Origin of the sequence: Microcoleus sp. AT3-D2, assembly GCF_036705715.1 — a bacterium.
Lineage (GTDB): Bacteria > Cyanobacteriota > Cyanobacteriia > Cyanobacteriales > Microcoleaceae > Microcoleus.
The window spans coordinates 12,265-36,277 of record NZ_JAUBVE010000004.1; the positions used below are offsets into that span (position 1 = coordinate 12,265).

Sequence of the window (24,013 nt, forward strand, 5' to 3'; positions counted from 1 at the left end):
TTTATCCGATATTTAAGTTAGCTCCGACATTCTTCGCTGCCCTCCTATCGCCATTTTTATATATCATTAGTTGGTACTTTTGGCAATTATTTCCAAAATCCTGAGAACAAAATTGTGAGGGAGTAGCTGCTCAAAAGCAGCGCGAGATTTCCGGCAGGCCTGAGCAAAATCGTCATCCGAAAGTTTATCGTGAAAAGCTTGGACATAATCTCCAATCCGATGCACTTCCGAAAAAGGAACGATGACGCAAAAATCTTCCCATTTCATCCCTCTCAACTCCGGTAACGATTTATTGGTATCAATGAAAACCGGAATTCTCCCTGCTGACATAACCTCCCCGAGATGGTAACAGCCATTATCGTCTCCCCTCATCGCCAAGATATAAGCATTATTCTCGATATTTTCGATATACTCTGCTCTTTGGCGGTTTCTTTCTTCCAATGGAAGACTAAAAAAATCTCCCTTTCTTTCAATCAAAGATGTTTGTAGATTTTTCGCTTTTCGCACTTCATTAATTATTTTTTGTCTGACTAATCGTGCAATCAACCTTCGCATTCCCAAATTCAAATTACGATTAACAAAAAGGTTGCATGCCATCCAGTTAACCATAGAATCCGAAAATTTAATATAACGTAATATCAGCGAATTTAGTCGGGATGGATATTCAACATTTCCCACAAAACCGACAGTAGGCATTGATGGTTTTGGCATATTTACCTTCTCTCCCAGGTCATAAATCCATGGGGGCATGGGTATTGATTTTTCTTTTTTATCACGGTAAGTTGCCGAGGCAAACAATATTTCTCCTGGATAAGGCTGACACTCCAAACAGTTTGCAAAGGTGACGAGCGTCCTTTTTGATCCTAATACTTGGCGCCGGAATTTATGTAATTCAGCTTCCTTATTAAGGCCATAATAACTTGAAATAAAATGTGGAGTTACCACAATCTTGCCTGCATCTGCCAAGTCTGTAAATCGGTGAATCTTGACTAGCTCCGGTAATTTATCCCTGAGCAAATTCCAAAACTGTAACTGTGGATTAGTGTCCGGCGGGCTGAGGTGCATTAGCAGTGGGGCTGGGCGTACCCCAGGAAGTAGTAAATCTTCATATATCCATATTTCCAGAGGTTTGTTAAGCTGGTCACTCATTTTTTATCTCCAGAGCAAATTTTTCTTTACTTTCCACCGAAATCTTGACAGGCAGGGACTCTCCCCGCTGCCACTGAATTTTAACATAAACAATCAAAATTTTAAGAGCAGGGGGTAGGGTCTCGCTAGTATAGAGCGTCTTACGTTTAATTAGAACTAGCTACTTCTGTGTTGCTTGCAGTTGCACCCAAAGTGCGCCCAAGTTTAACTGCAAACCCACTAAAATTACTGTGGGGAATCTTGCTTAGCAGCATCTTCAACCACAGGATGAATTAAAGCAGATCGAAAACCTTGCCGAATTTCCGAACTCAAATACCTGCGCTGCAAAATCTGCCATTTTTGCCAAGCTGCATAGCGATTTTCGGCCAACAAACCAGCCAACTTCGGCAACTCTTTTTTCAGATCGCGATCGACAAAATCTGTCAGAAACTCACCTAAAACTTCACTGTCTTGAATATCGCCCAAACATTCCTGAATAGCTTTCACATCTTCGACATAAACTTCGTAAGTCTCGCTGTAAAAATCGCCAAACAGATTCATCAAATAGCGAACCCGCTTCGCTTGCTTCCGCAAATCGTGCAGAATAGTTCCCTCGGCTGCTAACTTCTCTTCGACAGCCTCAGCATTTAAGTCATCAACAACTTTAACTTTGCCATCTTCATATTCCGTACCCAACAGCCAAGCCGGATGCAGGAAAAACTCGCTGACTTGAGGTAACAGTAAATCTGGCAAAACCTCAGCAATTGGCAAATGTTCGATCGCCTGAAACTGCGGTTTTTCCAGCCAATCCTCGATCGACTGCTTCAGCGATTCGTAGCTTTTGTGCTCTAAAATCGCCCTCACCTCTTTCAAAGCCCGGTGTCGCTGTTTGAGCAAATTCAACAAAGCTTTATCCAAAACTTTCTGTTCTTGAGTCGGCAAATTCGGGTAATAGCGGTTTTGGAGACTTTCGAGCATCACATCCAAATCCCTGAGAGTTCCCAGAATCCGCCCCACCTTACCAATTTTGCCTTCCGAAGCCTCTTTTGGCCAATCTAAAACCGGAGCAAAACCAGTCACAGCCGATCGCAAACGTCTCAATCCCACGCGCATTTGATGAAGTTCTTCCGCGTCTTTGTCTTTGATAACTTCAGCCTCGTGCGCTAAACTTTTGCGGAAATATTTCTCAATCGCCCCAGATGCAGCGTCTCCGAGAGTTTTAACTTGAGTTTTAACTTTTGCTGATGTTTTTACGTTCATGGCAGGTGTAGATTCCACTTTGCAGATCGACTTTAATCTCGATTTCAAAGCTTTGCTAATAAGGGGTTATATCCTAGCACACACTTTTAATTTAGCAAGCGCAACCCGAATAAATCTTAATATAAAATGCTTGACAATTTATACAAAATCAGCATTGAGCAATCTCAAATCTTCAATCTCGAATCTCGAATCTCCAATCTCCAATCTCCAATCTCCAATCTTCAATCTTCAATCTCCAATCTCCAATGTCGAATCTTCAATCTTCAATCTCCAATCTCCAATGTCGAATCTTCAATCTTCAATCTCCAATCTAAAATCTAAAATCTAAAATAAAATTACCCTCCCTCGCCCTTGAGCTAATAAAAATCGGATTTCTGGCGCGCTTTCCCAAATAGGTTAAGATCGCTGCAAACCGATATTTATTCGCCAAAGGGTGAGAGAGGGTGCGATCGGGAGGACAAGTTTTAAATTAAATCAAACCCGCCCAGGCTGCCCGACTTCAAAGAGGCAGTTTAGCCTTTCCAGTCTTTCTCAGATTGCGAGAGCACGTAGGTTGCTACATCCTCGATTTGTTCGGGCTTCAAGCGGCCGGCGAAAGCAGGCATAGCATTTTTGCCCTTAGTTACCTGAGTGGTAATAGCTTCCAGAGAATTCATGCCGTACTTCTCAAGAGCTTCCTTTTTCAAGGTTTTCATAGCCATAACCACGTTGCCACCACCGATGTGACACGCAGCACAGTTCGAGCTAAAGATTTTAGCTCCGTTAGCGGCATCTCCTGCCAAAGCAGGGCGGCCAAAGCCGACGGTAAAAATTGCGATCGCTAACAGGGCGATCGATAAGAGTCTTTTCAACGCAGTTCTCCTCTAATGGACACGCAAAGGGTGATTCTTTAGATATTTTACCTGTTAAAACAGGCGCGATCGCACACTCGTATCGCCTTCTTCCGAGTAATTTACCACTTTTTGGCAGTGGCAGTTCAACTCTCAAAATTCTCCACGCCCCAGCCCGGAGCTTTCTGAGCAGCCCGGATCACAAAAGCCGCTAAATTTTCAATCTCAGCCTGTGGCATCCAGCTTTCCGGTACTTGGCGGCACCAAAAAGTCTCCTCAGTACCGTCATAAGTCATCGGTTCTCTCAGATACGCCACCAGACTATTGATGTTGTTGCGGGGAGGCGTTGCCCCTTTGAGGTCAGCCAAAGACAGAGATATCGTCGGATCTGGCAAATTAGCTCCTCCGACGTGACAATTCAGGCAACTTTGCTCGAACAACACCTTGCCCGCAGACAAATCCTGAGCCGAAAACAAGCGAGTATGTCCCTCAGAGTCCAACTCCAGAGCCACAGGTTCGCTGGCTTGTAAATACCTATTCACGTAAGAATCGGCAGCAGCCAAAACAGGTTGAGGAGCCAACAGCACGAGTGGCAAAATAATTAACATCCCCAACAGAAAGCAGACAAAAGCACCACGACGCAGCATGAGGGACTACAACCTTTTGCGATAATCAATGAGCAGGAGGTAAATTTTAGATTTCAGATTTTAGAGCGAAAAACGACGAGCCAGCAATTCTTGCCGAACTTCTGCCCTCTCCCAATCAAAAATCCAAAATCTAAAATCTAAAATCTAAAATCGATTAGCGAGCGCCTTTGCCACCAGCCCACTGCTTGGAGACAATTTTCGGCTGCAACAGAATGTGACCGGCAATCGCGTACAAATCGTCATCCGAGAGATTTCTCATCTCAGCGAAAATATCCGCACTCTTCATGCTCGGATGCAGTTCCGAAATTTCCTCAAACCCGTCATAAGTCGTGGGATTTTTCATAAAGTCCACCAGGGACTCAATATTATTCCGGGGCGGGTTGGCCAAAGCCAGAGTTTCCGGGCTCAAATTCACGTTGGGGTCAGTTTTTGTCATGCCCGCAGCGTGACATTGAGCGCAAGCCGAATTGAATAGGCGTTTGCCTTGCTGAACTTGTTTGAGGCTCAGCACCACGGGAGCACCCTTGTCATTCAAAGTCACAGTGCGAAGTTCAGGACTCAGTTCGACAGCCATCGCACTGCTGACAAATAACTGAAAGCTCAAGAATACAGCGGTCAGAGCAATGAAATATCTTTTAAGCATGGTTCTCCTTAAAAAAATCCGGCAAATTATTGAACGCTAAGAGAGTGTAGCTGGCAAACAGATTTGTGTTCAAAATTCCCTCCTTCTGCAACAACTGGCGAAAGTTTGTGCAGCCATACCTTTAAAGGTAGAGGAATTTTGCGATCTAATCTGCAAGAAGTTTTGAGTCGCGCCTTTTTTCGAGAGTGGACATAATTGCCTTAACATCCTCCAAAGCCAAACGGGTTTGAGGGTGCTTGTAGGCAATTTCCAACTCATCGCACAAGCGGATCACGTCTTCAACAGGGACATTGAAGTCCTCTGCTATTTCTGCGATGGACAGGTCTGCAAAACCCATAATTTTTAGGTCGCTGACAGGTCAAAATTGAGTTGACGGCTATTAACTCAAAGCCGGACAATTTCAGAAAGCGCTGTTAGCTTGTTCTGTTAGTTTGTTCTGAGATTTTGTTCGATCGCAAGCTAACTAACCGCTAACTGCGACTAGGCATTTTTGCCCAGCCCAACTTCAGGGCCAATCAACTTCCGATCAATATCATCCCACTGCTGGGTCGTTATTACCAAAAATAATGGGTTTAAAGCCCCGTCCTTCGCTTGACGGCTTTCTTTAACTGTGGTATACTTACGCTAGTTATGTCAGCGTAAATATGCTTGTTTTTGAGGCAAAACTAGAGGGACTTGCACAGCAGTACGAGCGGCTCGATGAAGCCATTCGCACTGCTCGCTTTGTCCGCAATAGCTGCCTTAGATACTGGTTGGACAACTTGGGGATGGGTAAGTACGAGTTGAGCGCCTATTGCGCTGTTCTCGCCAAAGAGTTTCCTTGGGCCGGCCAACTTAATTCCCAAGCTCGACAAGCTTCTGCCGATCGGGCTTGGAGTTCTATCGCTCGGTTTTATGACAACTGCAAAAAAAACAAGCCTGGGAAGAAAGGCTTCCCACGCTTTTTGAAGCATCAAACACATGGCTCTGTTGAATATAAAACAACGGGCTGGAAGTTGTCGTTCGATAGACGAACTATCACCTTCACTGATGGGTTTGAAGCAGGAAGCTTCAAGATGTGGGGAACTCGTGACCTTCACTTCTACCAGTTGAAGCAGATTAAGCGAGTGCGTGTTGTTCGTAGAGCTGATGGGTACTACGTTCAGTTTTGCCTTGACCAAGAACGGGTAGAGAAGAGAAAGCCAACGGGTAAGACTGTTGGACTGGATGTTGGATTGACTCACTTCTACACCGATTCGGACGGTCAGACAATCGAGAACCCCCGTCATCTGAGAAAGTCCGAGAAAGCGCTTAAGCGTCTTAGTCGTAAACTTTCTCGCACGACCAAAGGGTCGAAAAACAGAGTCAAAGCGAGAAATCGCCTGAGTCGAAAGCACCTCAAGGTAAGTAGGCAGCGTAAAGATTTTGCCGTGAAGTTGGCAAGATGCGTCATCCAGTCTAACGACTTGGTTGCCTATGAGGACTTGCAGGTGCGTAACATGGTTAGAAACAGACAACTGTCAAAGTCAATATCTGATGCTGCGTGGTCGGCTTTCCGTCAATGGTTAGAATATTTTGGCAAGGTGTTTGGCGTGGTAACGGTTGCCGTACCACCGCACTACACTTCTCAAAACTGTTCCAACTGTGGGGAAGTCATCAAGAAGTCTTTGAGTCAAAGAACACATCGCTGTCACCATTGTGGTTTTGTAATAGACCGAGACTGGAATGCAGCAATTAACATACTTGAGTTAGCACTCCGTACCGTGGGGCACATGGGAACGTTAAACGCCTCTGGAGACATCGACCTCTGCATTGGTGAGGCAACTCCTCAATGTAAGTCGAGTCGTGGAAAGAGGAAGCCCAAGAAGTGATTCTTGGAATCCCCGTGCGTTCACGCCGGGGAGGATGTCAACAAACTCAATATTTTTGGTAGAAGCCGGGTTTTTCGCAATTCCTCAGCAATTTCCCTCTGTGCCCCGCACTCACCAACAGACAATCCTCCGGCGCAGCAGCTTAGGGAGAAAGTTTGAAAGCGTGAGTCTGGGGGGGCAAAGCGTGGTTATCGCTGGCTTCGAGGGCGGGGAATTCCGAGCCGGCCAAGAAAGGCTGTGGCTGGTGGAGGCTGATGAGCTGACCAAGAGTTTTCTTTAATTGAGTCCGAGGTACGATCAAGTCTACAAAACCGTGGGCGAAGGAGTATTCGGAAGTTTGATAATTTTCCGGCAGCTTTTCCCGCAGAGTTTGCTCGATTACCCGGCCGCCCGTAAAGGCCACAGTAGCTTTTGGCTCTGCAATTATAATGTCTCCCAGCATGGCAAAACTGGCGGTGACGCCGCCGGTGGTCGGGTGGGTCAAAATCGGGATGTAAAGCAGTCTCGCTTCCCGGTGGCGTTCCAGAGCCCCGGAAATTTTAGCCATTTGCATCAAGCTGAGCATTCCTTCTTGCATTCTTGCACCACCGGAAGCGCAGACAATGATCACGGACAAGCGTTCCCGCGTGGCGTGTTCGATGAGGCGAGTCAGCTTTTCTCCGACAACTGAGCCCATGCTGCCGCCGATGAACTGAAATTCCATGACTCCGAGGGCGACTGGCAAATTTTCGAGTTTGCCGATGCCTGTTTCTACGGCGTCTAGGTGGCCTGTTTTTTCTTGAAATTCTCGGAGTCGATCGCTATATTTTTTTCGATCGCGAAATTTCAGGGGATCGGTGGCGTGCAGTCCTTCGTTAAGGGGCACCCAGGTATTGGGATCGATCAACTGCTCGATGCGATCGTCACTGTAAACTCTGATATGATGCCCGCATTCCAAGCAAACCATTTGATTTGCTCGCAGGTCTTTGGTATAACTCAGGGCATCGCAAGCTTCGCATTTATTCCAAAGTCCGTCCGCAATTTCTCGTTCCGGCCGTTCTTGGGAGTTCGGTACTGATTTTCGTCGATTTGCAAACCAATCAAATAGAGACATTAAAACTTGGTAATTGTTAACTGTTGACTGTTGACTGTTGACTGTTGACTGTTGACTGTTGACTGTTGACTTTTGGCTGTTGGCTGTTTTTATTTGTGAGTTGTTAGCTGCTACCAATAACTAATAACTAATAACTAATAACCAATAAGCCATAACAACAGACAATAAACAACAGACTTGACTACTGACTATTGTCCTCTTCAACTGGACTGATGAGGAGCCATGCTGTTCGCTGGTGTTGTGGAAGAACCTGCAGGGCTGTAGCACTTCCAGCCCCGAAATAAGATGCTATGCCCAAGTCTACAATCCGGGCCGGGATTTCATGAGCAGCTAGGAGCTGCTGCATTAATTCCGCTTCCCAACGAAAGCTAGTAGTTGTAAGTGTAATCCAAGACACGGAACAATTTTACCAATTTTTGAGACAATATTATGTTTGATCGCGCCTGACTACCTGCCGATCAGAAACTAAAATTCGGGAAAAACAACTGCAAATAAGTAGATAAGATCGCTTCGCCCCACAGAGCAGTAATTGCTGTACCGAGAGCCAGAAACGGGCCGAAAGGCATGGGTTGACGCCGATCGAGTAACCCGATAGCGATCGCCCCGCCACCAACAAAAGCCCCGCCGACACAAGCAATAAATCCCGCTAGCAGCAAGTATTTCCAGCCCAGCCAAGCTCCCATCAAGGCCGCCAATTTGGTATCTCCGGCCCCCATAGCATTCTGCCCCAGTCCGATCGTCCCGGCGAGTCCGATCGCGTCAAACAGCCACAACCCAACAACTGCTCCGGCGATCCCGTCGAGTACCAGATAGTTTACCGAGTCGATCGGACTAAATGTCGGCCACCAACCTTTCGCCACCTGGAAAACCAATCCGAGCACCAAACCCGATCGAGTTAAAGAATTAGGCAAAGTCATTGTATCGCAATCAATCAAAGACAAAGCTAACAGCCAGCTAAACAAAGCCCAAAAACCAAGAGTTTGCACTGTTACGCCAAACCGCCAGAAGATCAGCAAAAATAGCAAACCCGTAGCTGCTTCCACCAGCGGATAGCGGGCAGAAATGCGACTGTGGCAGTGATTGCAGCGTCCCCGCAGCCACAGCCAACCGAAAACGGGTATATTTTCGTAATTTCTGAGTTGATTTAAACATTTGGGACAGCGAGAAGGAGGGTGGATCACCGACAAACCCGCAGGCAACCGATAAACTACCACATTTAGAAAGCTGCCAATAGCCGAGCCTAAAATAAAGACGATCGCCGTGACAAGGGAATTAAAGATAATTTCCATTAAGTTGACTGTTGACTGTTGTCTGTTGACTGTTGACTGTTGTCTGTTGTCTGCTGACTGTTGTCTGTTGACTGTTGACTGTTGACTGTTGTCTGTTGACTGTGGTTATTTATTAATTGTTAGATTGTTCTCGGTCAATTACCAATAAGGTTTGTAGTAGGGACTTTAGTCAAAAGTCAAATTCTGAGGACTAAAGTTCTCACCACAAACCTATTTTTTGACACTCGTTCGAGCAAACATAAATATTAGTTGTCAATGCCCAATGCCCAATGCCCAATGCCCAATGCCCAATGCCCAATGCCCAATGACCAATTACTAATTAATACATTTGAGATTCAATTTCGTCAAAAGTAACAAAACGTTCACCGGGCAATAAAATTGGCTGCGAAGCAAAAATTACCTGGCCTCGATCGCTTCCTTGACTGACAACTACACCGGCCGGACGCTGCATCTGCTCGGAATGCACTTTCAGATACATACCATAGGCCGATCGAGCAGCTCGGATCAAATCGAGAGCTAGCAAGCTGTGACTTTCGGAAGTTTCTATAGTGGGTTCTGGGTTGGGCTGGTATGGGTTCACTGGAAACTTATCATAATGGTATAGGTCGAGTTATTGGTGTTGCCTCTCGATCGATCAAACTTACCCTATTTTTTAAGAATAAACTTAGGTGGAAATTATTAATAGATTAACCTACAATCCTCCCTTGGCTGCGATCGAACTGCGGCTGCGATCGCTCCTTTCCGCCCAACTGTACGCTGCTGCGTGGGTAGATCCGTCCCCCGCAACGCTAATGGGGGTTTTCGATCACCTGCGAACTCTGCGCTACATCCTCCACGACTACGTGCCCAGGCCCGTGTCCGAATCTCCGCCCAACCCGGGCGAGGTGCGTTACCAGTGGCAAACAGGCACCTTGCTGTTCACCGATTTGGCAGGGTTTACCTCGCTGTTGGAAGCGAACGCGGCCCAAGGGCGCAAGGGAGCTGAAAGCCTGCTGGGCGTGATTAACGACTATTTTGCCTCGATGATCGAAATTGTCAGCAAATCGGGCGGGGATTTGCTGGAGTTTACCGGAGATGCGATGCTGGTGCAGTTTTCGTCAGGAATTTACCAAGAGGATACAGCCAGGGCGGTGCGGGCGGGTTTGCGGATGCAGCGGGCGATGGCTGAATTTGCCAATATTGAAACGGCGCGGGGTGTTTTGTCTTTGAGGATGCGGGTGGGTATCCACTGCGGCCGCTATATTAGTGCTGACATCGGTACCCCGCTGCGAATGGCTCACGTACTGCTGGGGCATTCAGTCCAGCAAGCTAAGCAAGCTGAGGGTTCTGGAACTGTGGGGCGGGTTTGTGTGACTGAAACGGCTAGAGAGTCTGTGGGAGAGCAATTTCGTTTTGAAGCCGGGAAACACGGTTATTTCTTGGTGAGGGACGATTTCACGGACGATCGACTCGGAGAGTATGATATCACTTTGACTGGGCGGCGGATGCCGAGTTCGGTATTGCTCGATCGCAGCGTAGCGGGCTTGGTAAAAGAAATCGGGGAATCTGTGCAGCGGCTTGAACCCCTTGCTAGTTATATTCCCAAAGCGATTCTGAGACTGCTGGTGGAAAATGCTGATCAGCGCAAAATCCCGCCGGATTTTCCTGAACCGACGGTGATGTTTGTCAACTTGATTGGTTTACCGGAGTCTGTGGACAAAGCTTCGCTGGAGGAAGAAGTCAATCTGATAGTGTCTTTTTCTCGGGTGTTTGCGTCGATCGATGCTGTAGTCTCAGCTAAAGGGGGCGTGTTGCAAAAAGTAACGGCGCACTTAGACGGTTCGGATATGCTGATTTATTTTGGCGTGCCCGACGCTCACACTGATGACGCCAGCCGCGCAGCTAGTGCGGCGATTGCGATCCGAGATATCATTGCAGGTTTGCCTCTGGTAATTATCGCGGGTGAAGAAGTAAAAGTAAGTTGTCAAATTGGGCTATCCCTGGGGCCGGTGTTTGCTGCTGAGGTTGGGGAACCGCGAGGGCGCAGGGAGTTTAATATCCTCGGCGATACGGTGAATACGGCGGCTCGGTTGATGAGCAAGGCGGGGGAAAACCAAATTTTGATTGGTGAAAGGGTGTGTGAGTCGATCGGGCTAAACTTCATTTGCGAGGCTTTGGGAGCTGTTTCTCTGAAGGGGAAATCTGCTCAAACTCCGATTTTTGCTTTGCAAGGTGCAAAAGGGGAGAAGGGAAAAGCGGGCGTTTAAATAACTTTGCTGGACAATAGTTGTACAGTTTTTATGCTTCACAAAGGCAAGTACAGCACAACCGCTTTCCACTGTGACTACTAAATGTTATTTTTATAATTCTTTACGATACATCACAATAAAAACCGCCACTTCGTCAGATCAGTTCCGGTTGCATCGGAATGATTGAACCGCAGAGAACGCAGAGAATGCAGAGGGAGATCAGAGAGAGGTGAATAATTCCGATGAGGGGCGGAATTAATATCACTCGCAGAGACTAAACTCCGATCGATACTTCACCGTTCCGCTGCAATCCTGCAAGGCTCCACTTTCTAACTCCAACACCATAAACGCTTCATCGGGCACATCATATTCACATTTTAAACTCTTTCTACTAGCAGGAATAAACCCAAAACGCGGATAAAAATCTGGATGACCAAGCACAACTACTGCTTGAAACCCCGATCGCCCGCACTCTTTTAAACCTTCCTGAATCAGCAGCGTTCCTATACCTTGCCGCTGATATTCGGGAAGAACTGCGACTGGGGCCAACCCCTGAATCGACAAATTCCTAGAACATTTTCCTTCGACGACAACCGGACTGAAGAAAATGTGTCCGACAATGCGATCGGATTGTACCGCAACGAAGGAAAATGTAGATGCAATTCCCCGCAATCGATCGACTAAGTTAGCCTCATTTTCTCGCCCGAATGCCGCAATATTAATGTTGCGAACAGCTTCTAAATCTTCTGGTTTTTCGATACGGATATCCATAGCTTAAATTAAGTGTTGTGCAGCCGCTCTGGCAGACGAATTACTACAGAAACTGTTTCTATCTTGCAAGCGCCATATTAATCAAATTATAGCGCCCCTGAAGCCTTTTTCGTCTTTTTGAGTTATATATTTTTGGCAACCAATTATACAAAGACTTGCAGATGAATGCCAAATCGTCGCCAAAGTCGATCGCTTCCAATCTTCACGCCCGATGCGGAACCGCTTAACTCTCCTTATTGCGGTACAAGCTGACTTGAAGACAATCGCTTAATGCCCTCCATCGCTGTAGTTTCTCCGGCTTTGTCACCGCCCTCACGGGCAATTTTTAAAGCTCCCTCGTAGGATTCGAGAGCTTCAGCATATTGACCTAGACTTTCATGAATTGCGCCCATATTGTTGAGCAAGCGTCCGATACTTGTCTTGTCGCCGATTGCTTCTAACATCGGTATTGCTTGCTGAAAATAGATCAGCGCTTGAGTATCTTTGCCGAGTTTGCGGGAGGTAAGTGCCATGTTGTTGAGGAGGCGGCCGACGCCAGCCCTGTCTCCGATTTCCCGGCGAATTGCTAAAGCTTGGTGGTAAAATTCCATCGCTCTATTAAAGTCGCCGATGTTGTAGTAGACGCCGCCCATGTTATTGAGGGTACGACCTAAATCGCGCTGATCGCCGACAGCCGTGCGAATCGTCCGCGCTTGCTGATAAAATTCGATCGCCTTGGCGTAATCTGCCTGTTCTGCGTACACGGCCGCGATGTTGTGGAGGGATTCTCCAATTTCAATTTGGTCGTCGGTAGTTGTGGCAAGTTCCAAAGCTTCTTGGTGCAGTTTCATCGCTTCGGAAAAATTGTCCCCAATCCGGTTGACGAAACCTATGAGATTGAGAGTGCGCGCGATACGACGCCCTCCGCTGATTTCTCGGTGAATGACTAAAGCTTGCCGCAAAACTTCCAAAGCTTCGGCCCTCAAACCCATTTCGCCATAAACTTCCCCCATATTATTGAGGGTTTCTCCGATTCCCGCTTGGTCGCCTAGTTGCTTGCGAATTGCCAAAACTTGCTCAAAAGTTTCGATTGCTTCTCGAAACAAACCCTCGCGGTGCTGTTTTACTCCTGTTTCAAAGAGTTCGTCTGCTTGCGTTTTGGGGTCAGTTGCCTGAGCGTGGTCGCTCGCTTGGGCGCGCCTCGCATTTATAATTGGCGCATAAGCCCGGGCGTCTGAAATTGCTAGCAAGGTGAGTGCGGGCGATAAGACAATACTTATAGCTGCGAGATAGCGGAAGTGGTAAGAGCGGCTGTACACCGATCGAGTCCTCCAATAGCCAAGTTATACCTATTAAGATAGAGCTTTTTGGGGTGTTCCTGCCAAATTTTTTCTCAATCTCTAGGTTCTGACTGGGTTTTTGTCTTGCCAGACTGCCATAATCAGCGGCATATTGTTGAGAGCGGATATGAGAGCAAAGTTTTTGCTGGGTGGAAGCGATGCTTTTTCAGAGCTTTGCAAGATGATGTCCTGTTGGTCAAGCGTGATCCAAGCAATTCCTGACAAAACTTGAATTTCTCGATGAGTTTGAGGCAATCTGTATACCTCGTTTTCCATCAGAATAATGCGATCTGGCGCTGCACATTCGCAAGATATTTGAAGCATAGCATCTCCTACTTGGTAATTGGTAATTGCTAATTAGTAATTGCTAATTGAGGACTGTATTTCACTTCCTTTCCACGCAACCCAAACACTACTATTGGCAATAACGCCGATCGATCCAAGCGCGCATTTCATCATCCGTCGCCACGCAGGTAGAACGACCAGTCGCCCGATCGCAACCATGCCACCAAGTGTTACCATAGCGATCGCACGTCTGCCAAATTCTCAGTTCGTTTTCACCAGAAATGAGGTAGAGGAAAAACTGCCCAATTTGATTTATAGCTGAAAAGAGATATTGCCCTTTCAGTTTTTCGGATGGTTTAGCTCGATCTGCCATCCAAAAAAACATCATTATTCGGGGATTTATCCGACTTTTGTAAGTAGACATAGCCAACACCTTAAAGTGATAATTTTTACAAATATTGCACCAATAAAATTACAAAAAATAGCTTTTAACTGCAATATTTTCATCGCAATTACAGCACAATATAGTTGTCGTGCAATTTCTGTAAAAGTCTATCTGTTACCTGATAAATTAACCTTAACTCTGGGGCAATTGACAATCAAAGCATTGCTTGCATAGGTTGTATGAATAAAATCGATATATCGAAGCCCTTGTGACAATTTGGGTACTACTGGCACAAACGCTATGAACGAAATCAATACGCGGCGGATGAAACTCTCTCAAATTCAGGCTTTTATCGCAGTAGCAGACTGTGAAAACTTTAGCGAGGCGGCTTTGCAATTGGAACTGTCCCAATCCGCAGTCAGCCACGCCATCGCCTCTTTAGAAACAGAATTAGGAGTGCAACTGTTCCACCGGGGGCGACACGGTGCTCAACTGACGCCGGTGGGGGAAAGGGTGCTGCTTCACGGGCGTCAAATAGCCTGCGCCTTAGAAAGGATGGTCAAAGAAGCGGATTTAGAAAAAGGTTTGCAGGGAGGCCAGGTACGGATAGTTACTTTTCGGAGTGTCGCAACTCATATCCTACCGGGTATTATTGCTAAATTTCGCAGTTGCTTTCCCAAAATTGCCGTCAGCATTACCGAAGTTTATTATACCCAAGCTGTGGAAGAGGCTTTGCGATCGGGCAAAGCAGACATCGGCTTTGTCTCTCTTCCCATATCCGATGAATTTGAAACTAGAGAAATTTTGCGGGATAAATATGTTGTGTTGCTGCCGCCAAATGCCAAATTGTCAAGTGCTAAGATTACCTGGGAAGAATTAGCGGCTTATCCGTTGATTTTGCAGCCACCGGAAACCGCTTGTTCTGTACCGCTTCGCAAATATTTGACAACTTCGGGGTTTCCCTTAAATATCGCTTACGAACTCAGCGAAGATTCAACTATTGTCAGTATGGTGATGCAAGGTTTGGGTGCAGCAATTCTGCCCCGTTTGGCTGCGGAACCGATACCTGCTAAGGTGAAAATTTGCAGTTTTCCGGCGGATTTTGAGAGAGTAATTGGGGTGGCTGTTTTGAGGGATGCGCTGTTAGTTCCGGCCGTGTTTGCGTTTTTGGATGTAGTGACAAGTGCGGCAGAGGTTGATAGTGAGGGCGAGTTTGCGATTAATCCTTCATGAGAAACCTAAGTCAGTTGTTATTGGTTATTCGTTAGATTGGGATTTTGTTACCGCAGATATCAGCGGATGAACACAGATTAACGCGGATGGGATTGTATGTGCGTTTATCTGCGTTCATCTGCGGTAACAAAAAATCGCATAACCAATAGTGCGATCACTGATTGCCTATTTCATGCGTTTTGCAACAAGACTAGAACTGTCGCCTTGGTGGAATTTGATTCGACCATCTACCGAGTTTTTATCCTTTAATTTGAGCCAACCGCTACCAGATGCAGGATCGTTCTCATCATTACCGTCCCATGTAAACTCAAATCGCTGATCCTTTCCATCTTTTACGACTTCGCCGTCAATTTCACCTGATACTAAACCGAATTGAAATTCTCCTGAACCTGTTTCATCAATCTCGATATAGGCTTCAACTTCCATGTCCAAATAATCACTATCCCACATTGCCATCTCTGTGATCCGCCATGTACCGCTATATTCCATTGCTTTCATCCTCCACTTGTGTTATTAACGGGAACAAAACCAATATAGTCGAAACAGTTACGCTCAAGCAGTACGCAAACGCTCAATATCCCGGATCGGCGGCGCACCAAACATACGAGAATATTCGCGGCTGAACTGTGAGGGGCTTTCATAACCCACCTGATAGGCAGCATTTGCCGCATCGGAGTTTTCGGCAAGCATCAGGCGACGTGCTTCTAATAGTCTTAATTGCTTTTGATATTGAAGTGGACTCATCGATGTCACTTCCTTGAAATGGTAATGGAAAGATGAAGGAGACATATTGGCTTGTCCTGCCAAATCCTCAACCCGCATCGGTTGTGCAAAATCAGTCTTAATCTGTTCGAGCACCTCGGCAATCCGCTGCATATTGCTGCCAGATGTCGCAATTTGGCGAACAGCTTCGCCTTGTTCACCCATTAAAAGACGATAATAGATTTCGCGGATAATCATCGGTGCGAGGATAGGGATATCTTGTGGCGTATCCAAAAGCCTTGTCAATCTAAGGGCGCAATCGAGCAATGGTGCATCAGCAGTGCTGACGAACAAGCCTCTGACAGAGTTCTCTTTCTTACTGGCGCTTGGACTGGTTTGGGCAGTAATAATGTCACAGAGTTGGCGTGGGTCTAAATTCAACTTGAATCCTAAATACGGCTTGTCTGGAGTGGCCTCTACAACAAATCCGCTCAGTGGCAAATCAACTGAGATCACAAGATATTGAGCCGCGCCATAACGATAGGTTTCCTCACCCAGCAACGCTTCTTTTTTGCCCTGAACGATGATGCCGAGAATAGGTTGATAGACACCGTGCAGTGCGGCGGCAACTGAAGATTCTCGCGTAAATTCCAGCTTATCTATAGCTGTTTTATGAAAACCGTTCCCCTTGCCTTCAGTGTGCCGAGTTACTAATGCCGCCAATTCTTTACATTGATTAGCGATCCTCTTCGAGGGCTTCGCTAACGCATCTTGGTTTATTACTTGGTTGAGCATTTCAATCGCCATGCTAGTTTTTTGATTGATTTAACCTTTCCCTTTTGATCATTATAGAGCATCTTTATCCGTTCATAAAATCTTGCTTTGGAGGATTAGGCAATAAATTGCGAGGTATGTGTATTTAAAACCCTTGCTTTTACTCATACGATGAACACATCTGAATGAAACAGTAAAAGGATAAGGCAATGACGGAAGACCAGACAAAAATCGCATTGGTAACAGGGGCGAGCCGAGGACTTGGCAAAAATACGGCTTTGACCCTTGCCAGAAAAGGAGTCGATGTCATCGTGACTTATTACAATAGCGATGAAGAAGCCAAAAGCGTTGTATCTGCGATCGAAGCGATCGGGGCTAAAGCCGTTGCCCTGCAACTGGATACTTCAAACACCAAAACCTTTGACGGTTTTGTGGAACAAGTCAAGCAGTCACTCAAAAATAAATGGCAGACAGAGCATTTTGATTTCCTTGTTAATAATGCTGGTATTGGAGTTCATGCGTCTTTTGCTGATACCACCGAAGATGATTTCGATCGCTTGATGAATATTCATGTAAAGGGCGTTTTCTTCCTCACACAGAAACTTCTGCCTTTGATCAATGATGGAGGAAGGATTGTGAATATTTCGTCTGGACTTGCTCGTTTTACCCTACCTGGCTATGCAGCTTATGCAAGCATGAAGGGAGCGATCGAAGTTTTGACCCGATACATGGCTAAGGAATTGGGACACAGACAGATTGCTGTGAATGTGGTAGCCCCAGGCGCGATTGAAACGGATTTCACTGGTGGTGGGGTGCGTGACAATCCTGAGATTAACAGCTTTATCGCTTCGCAAACTGCCTTGGGTCGCGTCGGTCTTCCTGATGATATCGGCGGTGCGATCGCAGCTTTGCTATCCGAAGAAAACAGATGGGTGAATGCACAGAGAATCGAAGTCTCTGGCGGTCAGTTTCTTTAATTCAAACTAAGCTCAACAGAAGGGACAGAAATAGGAGATTTCGAGTAAGAGCCATCCAATTTTAAGGTGAAATAGAAGAGGACGATATGACTACACAGCTTTTGACCGACCATCTCACACTGATTGGCAAGGATACCGAAGCTTGGATAAATTTATTTGCTGAAGATGCAGTTGTGGAATTTCCGTATGCTGCTGCTCTGAGTTTGCCAGAACGATTTGAAGGTAAATCTGCCATCTACAACCACATGAAAAAGATGGTGGCACAGATGCAAGATTTAGTATTCACGAATGTTCGCGAATATCAAACGTCCAACCCTAATGTACTACTTGCTGAAGTGCATGGAGAAGCCGAGATTGTCGCCACAGGCCGCCACTATCAACAAGATTACGTGATGCGACTAGAAACCAAGGATGGAAAGATCGTTCACTACCGTGAATACTGGAACCCTGTCCCCGTTATTGATGCAATGGGCGACACCCAAAAATTCGCCAATTTTTCAGCCGAGGCTAATACATAAAAGAGAGGAAAGCTATGAAAATTGTCATTGCAGCCGCATCAGGCAATATTGGACGGCGCACCGCCGAGAAAGTGATACAAGCTGGAGCCGAAACCGTTCTTTTGGCAAGACATCCAGAGAAATTAGCCGATCTAGTTGAGCGAGGTGCGACAGTGAAGCAAATTAGCAGTGACGATCCTCAAGGATTGAGCGAAGCAACACAAAATGCAGATGCTTTGTTTTGGCTGACTCCACCGAAACTCGACACACCAAGCTTATCCAACTGGTACATCCAGACGGCAATGGCTGGAGCCACAGCAGTGCGTGAAAACGGCATTAAGCGAGTCGTCAATATTTCTAGCATTGGTGCAGGTGCAAAACCAAATTTAGGTACAGTCTCATTCGTTGGTGATGTTGAATCGATTTTCAACCAAACGGGAGCCAATGTACTGCATCTGCGTCCCGGCTATTTTATGGAGAATTTTCTAAGTCAAGTCAAGTTGATTCAGCAAGACCATACCGTATACTTCCCCTATGCCAGCGACCATGATCTTCCGTGGATTAGCACTGACGATATCGGCGATGAGGCTGCAAAATATCTACTCGACGATCGTTGGGCAGGTAAGTGGACTCGTAATTTGATGGGGCCAGAAAATTTAACGATCTTGGAAACAACGGCTATTCTTTCACAATTGCTCGATTGCCCGATAGAATATGTGCAAGTGACAATTGAATCTATCCAGCAGCAACTGGCATCGATCGGAGCAACACCTGATGTACAAAAAGAGTTAGGGAAGCTGTTTATTGCCCTTGGCGATCCTGACGGAATTTATTATGCGACAGCCCGAACCCATGAAGCGGTTACACCAACGACATTTGAGCAGTTTGTGAAAAACAAACTACTTCCCAATATCTGCTGAATGCCTTGACATTGCTAGGAGGTTTCAATACTGATGGAAGTCATTTATATCACCACCGTAACAAAAACAAATTTCCAGTAACATCACAAAAATAGGAGATTTCAATGTCGAACTTAAATGGAAAGGTTGTCATCATTACTGGAGCCAGTAGTGGAATTGGGGAAGCCACAGCCCGTATGCTCGCTCATCAAGGCGCACGAGTGGTTTTGGGCGCACGTCGCACCGATCGCCTAGAAGCGATCGCCAAGGACATTCGTGCGGAGGGTGGAACAGTCGAATACCAGGCTCTTGATGTGACGCAACGCAGTCAAATGGAGGATTTCGTTCAATTTGCCCAAAGCAAGTTCGATCGCGTAGATGTCCTGATTAACAATGCTGGCATCATGCCACTATCCGCACTCGAACAACTGAAAGTTGAGGAATGGGATAAAATGATTGATGTCAATATCAAAGGTGTTTTGTACGGCATCGCGGCAGCACTTCCTGTGATGAAAGCACAAAAATCTGGTCAGATTATTAATATTTCCTCGATCGGCGGACACGCGGTTTCTCCTACTGCTGCTGTTTACTGTGCTACTAAATTCGCCGTTGGCGCAATCTCAGAAGGATTGAGACAAGAAGTTGGGGGCGAGATTCGGGTGACGGTGATTTCTCCTGGAGTAACGGAGTCTGAGTTAGCCGAGAGCATCACTGATGAAACTGCAAGATCGGGAATGCAAGAATTCCGCAGAATAGCTATTCCTGCTGCTGCGATCGCGCGATCGATTATATTTGCGATCGAACAACCTGACGATGTTGATGTTAGCGAAATTATTGTCAGACCAACAGCAAGCCCTTACTAACGAAACAGGAAACTTCTCTCTTGAAAATACGGTATGATGAAGCTCGTAATCTGGCGATCGCCAATGCCCAATTCGCTAGTTAGATTTCGTCATCTCTCTCACCCAGTTGCGTAAATTCACCTCTGCTTCTACCTCATCTAGCTGCGCTGCGGCTAAAAATTCGTAGAGCTTGGACTTGGGAAGTATCGCAAAAGTGGGGCTGACCGATACTTCCAAATACTCATCATTCTCTAGCTTATAAATTCGCCATTCTCTACCATTGTAACGCCAAAATTCCGGTACTCCCATACTGGCATAGAGAGCTGGCTTGTTAATATCGGTATGGGTGATATCTATTTCTACGACTAAATCGGGTGGCGGATCTGTGGCTAAATCTACTGTACGACCGGCTACGAGGGGCTGATTTTGGATGTAATAGGCATTATCTGGTTCTGCACCGCGCTCTAAGTCCGATCGGTCGAGGGTTGTCGAACCCATTGTTTTGATTTTTAAACCTAACTCTACAGCCAAAATAATAATCAGTCGTTCGATTAAGCGTGCCGAAAATTCGTGTTCTTCTAAAGGCATGGTAATTTCTAAAATCCCTCGGTCGAATATCAATGTAGCCGCTCGTTTATCGCCCAAAATCTGTAGCAGTTGTTGATAACCCTGCCAAGTAATATTTCTAAACACCACTCGCTGTTCGCCTATGGGTAACGGTGGTGCGATCGGTGCAACAGAAATCATATGTTTACTTCCAGCTATGATATTTCTACAATAACATAAGGAACAGGCAAGATGCCTGTTCCACACACAAATTATTGATTGTGGAACGGGCATCTTGCCCGTTCTTAAAAATAGTCAACAAATACTATTTGCTCTTATCTGTTCTCTGCCGCAAAATAAATTCAGCTAGCGCTAAATCTACGGGGGTTGTGACTTTCAAATTCGTCTCTTCTCCCTCCACAATTTGCACTGGTAAACCGCATTTTTCAAACAAAGCTGCATCGTCTGTCACTTCCCAACCTTTTTGTCGCCCTTCTTCGTGACACTGCTTTAACAATTTCACTTCAAATCCTTGGGGAGTCTGGGCTGCCCACAAATTGCTTCTTTCTGGGGTGTCTCGCACGATCCGACGCTCATCTACGACCTTAATCGTATCCTTGACCGGGACGGCGACAATCAAGCCCGGACAGCTCAAGAGGACCTGTGCCGATCGATCGAACAATTCAGCAGTTGCCAAACACCTCGCGCCGTCGTGAATCAACACTCGATCGCACGACGGCGGCAAAGCCTGCAAACCGTTGTAAACTGACTCTTGCCTGGTGGCGCCACCTTGAATCAGTTCCACGGGCTTAACCAAAGATAAATCGCTCAGAATTGCCTTAAAATCAGGAAAATCGTCTGGCTGGCCCATGATGCCAATCCAGCTAATGTGCTGCGAAGCTTCAGCAGCAGCCAAAGTCCAACTCAGCAAAGGTTTTCCCAGCAAAGTCAGCAGCAGTTTGTTCCGCTGACTCCCCATCCGTCGCCCCGAACCCGCTGCAGGAATTAATAAGTGCATTTACTAACCGTTTTTAACCCAACTAGATATATATAATAAGAGCGTCCTGTACTTTTGAGTCAGTTGTTTAGCTGTCAGCCAGTAGCTTTTAAGGTCTAGAAATACTATAAGCTGATAGTTGAGAGCCGATCTCTGAGAGCTACCTCGATCAATAATAGCCCGATCGTTTATGATGCGAATACTAGCACTTGTCCCTGGCGGGATTGGCGACCAAATTTTATTTTTCCCCACTCTTGATGACCTCAAGCAGTCCTATCCCGACGCGCAAATTGATGTCATCGTGGAACCGAGGGCAAAGGGTGCTTACCGAGTCTGCAAATCCGTCAAAGAAGTCTTGACGTACAATTTCAAAGACCGCAACGCTATGGCAGATTTGGGCAATTTACTGGGCGTAATTCGCGATCGCGAATACGAAGCAGTGATTTCCCTAGGCCAGCGGTGGACTGTAGGGCTGCTGCTGTGGCTGACCGGCATTCCGCAGAGAGTTGGCTATTCTGGAACCAACGGTGCTCGATTTCTCACCGCTGCTGTACCGCTGAAAACTGAACAGTACGCCGCTTCAATGTACCACGATTTGCTGCAAGGATTTAACATTACAAATCCTTGTCCGGCGATCGCAATTAATGTACCAAAACAGGACATTCAGTGGGCGGAAGCCGAACAGCAGCGGTTGGGCGTAAAAGAAAGCGGTTACATTCTAATTCACGGCGGTTCGAGTCAATTAGCTGTGTCTAAAGGTATTGACAAAATTTACCCTACAGACAACTGGAAGCAAATAATTGAAGATTGTCAGCAGCGGCAGCCGAATTTGCCGGTTGTTGTTGTGAAAGGCCCAGAAGATGCAGACTTCGTGACAAAGTTAGTCGAGTCATGTCCGAATGTAAAAGTTATCTCGCCGGATGATGTCGGCAAGTTGGCTGCCACTATTGCTGCTGCTAATTTGATGATATGTACTGACAGTGCGCCGATGCACTTAGCTGTGGCGGTTCAAACTTATACAATAGCTTTGTTTGGCCCGACTGAACCGGCGAAATTGCTGCCAAAGAGCGATCGATTTTTGGGCATTAAATCTCCTACTGGAAAAATGGCAGACATCTCTCCTCAAGATGTTTTGAAGAAGGTTTGGGGCGGCTAAGAACTAAGATATCTTAGCTGGTTCCCAGGCACAGCCTGGGAACCCATATCTAGAGGCTAGGTTTGTCAGAAAATCAAGTGGTTTATGCCGATGAGCTTAGGAAATTGCCATTGTAGTGCGATCCTCTTCGAGGGCTTCGCTAACGGGCGGATCGAACCTGTAACCGTAACCCCGAATAGTTTTAATAAACTGCGATCCAGTAGCATCAACTTGAATCATTTTCTTGCGAATCTGACCGATATGTACGCTAACAACTTGCTCTTCTCCTGTGTCGTCGCAGTTCCACCCCCAGATTTTTTCAATTAGCTGTTTGCGACTCCAAGATTGACCGGAATGACTTGCCAAAAAATACAAGATATTAAATTCCAAGGCTGTTAACTTGATAATGCGATCGTTGAGTGTTGCTTCCCGACGCGCTGAATCGATCGCAAATTGATCGAATACAATACGTGAGGGAGTGACTGGCCTCATCCGTCTCAACACAACTTCTATACGAATTGCCAACTCTGCCAAACCAAAGGGTTTACAGATATAGTCATCAGCACCGGCGGACAGGACTTTAAGTTTATCAGCTTCGTCTGTGCGGCTGCTTAGCATGATCACAAAAACATTAGTACGGCGCTGCATTTCCTGGCAGAGGTGATAACCTGTAGTATCTGGTAAATTCCAATCTAGAACGACTAGCAGTGGCTTTAATTTCTCAAACACTTCTAAAGCCGTCTCGCCATCTGCTGCCGAATCTACTTGATATTTCTGATTTAAAAAGCGATGAACTAGAGTGCGGATGGAAGCGTCATCATCCACAACGAGAATCTTGGGAGTAGTATCAGTAATCATCACAAAAAAGTTCCTTTCTCTTGTCAATTTTAAGCTAGCTATTTCCGAACAGCTTTAGTGAAGAGTAAAGCTCAAGTCGTTCCAACTAAACAGAGTTTTTTCTGGCAATTCTTCTTTCAGCTTGGTCTTGAGGTCAAAAGGCTTTCCCCAATCCCATATTTCGATTTCTAGGCGCTCGTTAAATACTGCGATCGCCAGCTCGATTTTCGGAGTTTCCACTGACTGATTTGTGTGGGCGTGGCGCACAGCATGGGCAAAACCCTCGATCGCAGCAAGCTTACAAAGCTGCAAAACTGTTTCGGGAATGGGTAGAGGCTCTAACTGCTCAACCCACCACAGGACTTGAGTAACAGCCTTGAGATCGCTACTTACTTGAAGCTTTATTTTCTGAAGTGGCTGGTTATAACTTCGATCGGATTGGGGAGTTCGTTGCTCTTGAAGCCAGTTAAAGCTATGTAAAACGTCGATTGCACGCTTAAAAAAATCCGCTTGAGTGCTAGGTTGGGGTGATACTATACCGGGCTGAAAATATTTGACAATTAACAGACAGTTTCGACCGGCAGACGTGCGGGTATAACTTAGCTCATCGGCAATTTTGCCAATAAGTTTTATACCTATTTTGCCTATTTCATCGATTTCGCTAAAATCTTCGTCACCGTGCGAGTTTCCGAATAATTTAAAATTCATTTGACTGACCTCTCTTGTTTATCAATAACTGCTTGTCTGTGTTCTGATCAAATCATGGCATCACTTTAATTAAGTGAAGTTGACCAGAGGTATAAAGTTAGGTCTATTAGAGGTCGGTATAATGAAAGTATACTCAAG

At 46.1% G+C, this 24,013-nt stretch carries 28 protein-coding genes; 8 read left to right on the plus strand and 20 right to left on the minus strand.

All coding sequences use genetic code 11. The features are described from left to right. Nucleotides 1–66: 66 nt before the first annotated feature. The 6 genes from QUB44_RS02835 to QUB44_RS02860 form a co-directional block, all read right to left on the minus strand. The gene (locus QUB44_RS02835) at nucleotides 67–1,149 is read right to left on the minus strand and encodes a hypothetical protein (protein WP_333362863.1); all 1,083 of its coding nucleotides are present in this window, start codon (nucleotides 1,147–1,149) and stop codon (nucleotides 67–69) included. A gap of 225 nt (nucleotides 1,150–1,374) precedes the next feature. Next, nucleotides 1,375–2,388 carry a CHAD domain-containing protein gene (locus QUB44_RS02840; protein ID WP_333363143.1) on the minus strand — a complete coding sequence of 338 codons (1,014 nt, stop codon included), beginning with the start codon at nucleotides 2,386–2,388 and terminating at the stop codon, nucleotides 1,375–1,377. Nucleotides 2,389–2,900: 512 nt separating this feature from the next. After that, nucleotides 2,901–3,239 carry a cytochrome c6 PetJ gene (gene petJ / locus QUB44_RS02845; protein ID WP_333216837.1) on the minus strand — a complete coding sequence of 113 codons (339 nt, stop codon included), beginning with the start codon at nucleotides 3,237–3,239 and terminating at the stop codon, nucleotides 2,901–2,903. Nucleotides 3,240–3,364: 125 nt separating this feature from the next. After that, a complete protein-coding gene (psbV2, locus tag QUB44_RS02850; RefSeq protein ID WP_190733403.1) occupies nucleotides 3,365–3,865 on the minus strand; it encodes a photosystem II cytochrome PsbV2 in 501 nt (166 codons plus the stop codon). A gap of 154 nt (nucleotides 3,866–4,019) precedes the next feature. Next, nucleotides 4,020–4,508, minus strand: a complete 489-nt coding sequence (gene psbV / locus QUB44_RS02855; protein WP_333035576.1) for a photosystem II cytochrome c-550 — start codon at nucleotides 4,506–4,508, stop codon at nucleotides 4,020–4,022. 145 nt (nucleotides 4,509–4,653) lie between these two features. Next, entirely contained in the window at nucleotides 4,654–4,845 is a 192-nt protein-coding gene (locus QUB44_RS02860) for a hypothetical protein (protein WP_006633443.1), read from the minus strand. A gap of 307 nt (nucleotides 4,846–5,152) precedes the next feature. Between QUB44_RS02860 and QUB44_RS02865 the strand changes: the two genes are divergently transcribed. Continuing rightward, a complete protein-coding gene (locus tag QUB44_RS02865) occupies nucleotides 5,153–6,358 on the plus strand; it encodes a transposase (protein ID WP_333362866.1) in 1,206 nt (401 codons plus the stop codon). Between the two features lie 142 nt (nucleotides 6,359–6,500). On the opposite strand, the gene accD is transcribed toward QUB44_RS02865, so the two are convergent. The 4 genes from accD to QUB44_RS02885 all read right to left on the minus strand — a co-directional run bounded on the left by accD (nucleotide 6,501) and on the right by QUB44_RS02885 (nucleotide 9,320). Beyond that, on the minus strand, nucleotides 6,501–7,451 hold the full coding sequence (gene accD / locus QUB44_RS02870; RefSeq protein WP_333362869.1) for an acetyl-CoA carboxylase, carboxyltransferase subunit beta: 951 nt from the start codon (nucleotides 7,449–7,451) through the stop codon (nucleotides 6,501–6,503). A gap of 181 nt (nucleotides 7,452–7,632) precedes the next feature. Next, on the minus strand, nucleotides 7,633–7,848 hold the full coding sequence (locus QUB44_RS02875) for a hypothetical protein (protein WP_333102041.1): 216 nt from the start codon (nucleotides 7,846–7,848) through the stop codon (nucleotides 7,633–7,635). Between the two features lie 61 nt (nucleotides 7,849–7,909). Then, complete coding sequence (locus tag QUB44_RS02880) at nucleotides 7,910–8,740, minus strand: prepilin peptidase (RefSeq protein WP_333362872.1); 831 nt, start codon at nucleotides 8,738–8,740, stop codon at nucleotides 7,910–7,912. Between the two features lie 319 nt (nucleotides 8,741–9,059). After that, nucleotides 9,060–9,320, minus strand: a complete 261-nt coding sequence (locus QUB44_RS02885) for a hypothetical protein (RefSeq protein WP_333362875.1) — start codon at nucleotides 9,318–9,320, stop codon at nucleotides 9,060–9,062. 88 nt (nucleotides 9,321–9,408) lie between these two features. Between QUB44_RS02885 and QUB44_RS02890 the strand changes: the two genes are divergently transcribed. Beyond that, complete coding sequence (locus QUB44_RS02890; RefSeq protein ID WP_333362878.1) at nucleotides 9,409–10,986, plus strand: adenylate/guanylate cyclase domain-containing protein; 1,578 nt, start codon at nucleotides 9,409–9,411, stop codon at nucleotides 10,984–10,986. A gap of 243 nt (nucleotides 10,987–11,229) precedes the next feature. Here the strand turns inward: QUB44_RS02890 and QUB44_RS02895 are convergent, their stop codons facing one another. The 4 genes from QUB44_RS02895 to QUB44_RS02910 all read right to left on the minus strand — a co-directional run bounded on the left by QUB44_RS02895 (nucleotide 11,230) and on the right by QUB44_RS02910 (nucleotide 13,767). Further along, nucleotides 11,230–11,739, minus strand: a complete 510-nt coding sequence (locus QUB44_RS02895) for an N-acetyltransferase (RefSeq protein ID WP_333362881.1) — start codon at nucleotides 11,737–11,739, stop codon at nucleotides 11,230–11,232. A gap of 233 nt (nucleotides 11,740–11,972) precedes the next feature. Next, nucleotides 11,973–13,037: a tetratricopeptide repeat protein gene (locus QUB44_RS02900; RefSeq protein WP_333362884.1), complete on the minus strand. Its 1,065-nt coding sequence runs from the start codon at nucleotides 13,035–13,037 to the stop codon at nucleotides 11,973–11,975. Between the two features lie 81 nt (nucleotides 13,038–13,118). After that, on the minus strand, nucleotides 13,119–13,382 hold the full coding sequence (locus QUB44_RS02905) for a hypothetical protein (protein WP_333162174.1): 264 nt from the start codon (nucleotides 13,380–13,382) through the stop codon (nucleotides 13,119–13,121). Nucleotides 13,383–13,473: 91 nt separating this feature from the next. Next, nucleotides 13,474–13,767, minus strand: coding sequence for a hypothetical protein (locus QUB44_RS02910; RefSeq protein WP_333162172.1), 294 nt, complete (start codon nucleotides 13,765–13,767; stop codon nucleotides 13,474–13,476). Nucleotides 13,768–14,028: 261 nt separating this feature from the next. Between QUB44_RS02910 and QUB44_RS02915 the strand changes: the two genes are divergently transcribed. Then, nucleotides 14,029–14,961, plus strand: a complete 933-nt coding sequence (locus QUB44_RS02915) for a LysR family transcriptional regulator (RefSeq protein ID WP_333362888.1) — start codon at nucleotides 14,029–14,031, stop codon at nucleotides 14,959–14,961. Nucleotides 14,962–15,126: 165 nt separating this feature from the next. On the opposite strand, the gene QUB44_RS02920 is transcribed toward QUB44_RS02915, so the two are convergent. Continuing rightward, the gene (locus QUB44_RS02920; RefSeq protein ID WP_333149882.1) at nucleotides 15,127–15,459 is read right to left on the minus strand and encodes a hypothetical protein; all 333 of its coding nucleotides are present in this window, start codon (nucleotides 15,457–15,459) and stop codon (nucleotides 15,127–15,129) included. Nucleotides 15,460–15,513: 54 nt separating this feature from the next. Beyond that, a complete protein-coding gene (locus tag QUB44_RS02925; protein ID WP_333362891.1) occupies nucleotides 15,514–16,470 on the minus strand; it encodes an AraC family transcriptional regulator in 957 nt (318 codons plus the stop codon). Nucleotides 16,471–16,646: 176 nt separating this feature from the next. On the opposite strand from QUB44_RS02925, the gene QUB44_RS02930 reads away from it, so the two are divergent. The 4 genes from QUB44_RS02930 to QUB44_RS02945 all read left to right on the plus strand — a co-directional run bounded on the left by QUB44_RS02930 (nucleotide 16,647) and on the right by QUB44_RS02945 (nucleotide 19,673). Continuing rightward, nucleotides 16,647–17,414, plus strand: coding sequence for an SDR family oxidoreductase (locus tag QUB44_RS02930; protein WP_333362895.1), 768 nt, complete (start codon nucleotides 16,647–16,649; stop codon nucleotides 17,412–17,414). 86 nt (nucleotides 17,415–17,500) lie between these two features. Continuing rightward, nucleotides 17,501–17,932, plus strand: coding sequence for a nuclear transport factor 2 family protein (locus QUB44_RS02935; RefSeq protein ID WP_333362898.1), 432 nt, complete (start codon nucleotides 17,501–17,503; stop codon nucleotides 17,930–17,932). A gap of 14 nt (nucleotides 17,933–17,946) precedes the next feature. After that, the gene (locus QUB44_RS02940) at nucleotides 17,947–18,831 is read left to right on the plus strand and encodes an NmrA family NAD(P)-binding protein (RefSeq protein WP_333362901.1); all 885 of its coding nucleotides are present in this window, start codon (nucleotides 17,947–17,949) and stop codon (nucleotides 18,829–18,831) included. Nucleotides 18,832–18,935: 104 nt separating this feature from the next. Beyond that, the gene (locus tag QUB44_RS02945) at nucleotides 18,936–19,673 is read left to right on the plus strand and encodes an SDR family oxidoreductase (RefSeq protein ID WP_333362904.1); all 738 of its coding nucleotides are present in this window, start codon (nucleotides 18,936–18,938) and stop codon (nucleotides 19,671–19,673) included. Between the two features lie 75 nt (nucleotides 19,674–19,748). Here QUB44_RS02945 and QUB44_RS02950 read toward each other — a convergent pair whose 3' ends face one another. Both QUB44_RS02950 and ispD read right to left on the minus strand, forming a co-directional pair. Beyond that, the gene (locus QUB44_RS02950) at nucleotides 19,749–20,399 is read right to left on the minus strand and encodes a Uma2 family endonuclease (RefSeq protein WP_333362907.1); all 651 of its coding nucleotides are present in this window, start codon (nucleotides 20,397–20,399) and stop codon (nucleotides 19,749–19,751) included. Nucleotides 20,400–20,523: 124 nt separating this feature from the next. Next, nucleotides 20,524–21,216 carry a 2-C-methyl-D-erythritol 4-phosphate cytidylyltransferase gene (gene ispD, locus QUB44_RS02955; protein ID WP_333362910.1) on the minus strand — a complete coding sequence of 231 codons (693 nt, stop codon included), beginning with the start codon at nucleotides 21,214–21,216 and terminating at the stop codon, nucleotides 20,524–20,526. A 172-nt stretch (nucleotides 21,217–21,388) separates the two neighbouring features. Here ispD and QUB44_RS02960 point away from each other — a divergent pair, with 172 nt between their 5' ends. After that, nucleotides 21,389–22,351, plus strand: a complete 963-nt coding sequence (locus QUB44_RS02960; RefSeq protein WP_333182164.1) for a glycosyltransferase family 9 protein — start codon at nucleotides 21,389–21,391, stop codon at nucleotides 22,349–22,351. A 96-nt stretch (nucleotides 22,352–22,447) separates the two neighbouring features. Here the strand turns inward: QUB44_RS02960 and QUB44_RS02965 are convergent, their stop codons facing one another. Further along, the gene (locus tag QUB44_RS02965) at nucleotides 22,448–23,188 is read right to left on the minus strand and encodes a response regulator transcription factor (protein WP_333362913.1); all 741 of its coding nucleotides are present in this window, start codon (nucleotides 23,186–23,188) and stop codon (nucleotides 22,448–22,450) included. Nucleotides 23,189–23,242: 54 nt separating this feature from the next. Next, complete coding sequence (locus QUB44_RS02970; RefSeq protein ID WP_333362916.1) at nucleotides 23,243–23,875, minus strand: ATP-binding protein; 633 nt, start codon at nucleotides 23,873–23,875, stop codon at nucleotides 23,243–23,245. Nucleotides 23,876–24,013: the final 138 nt, after the last annotated feature.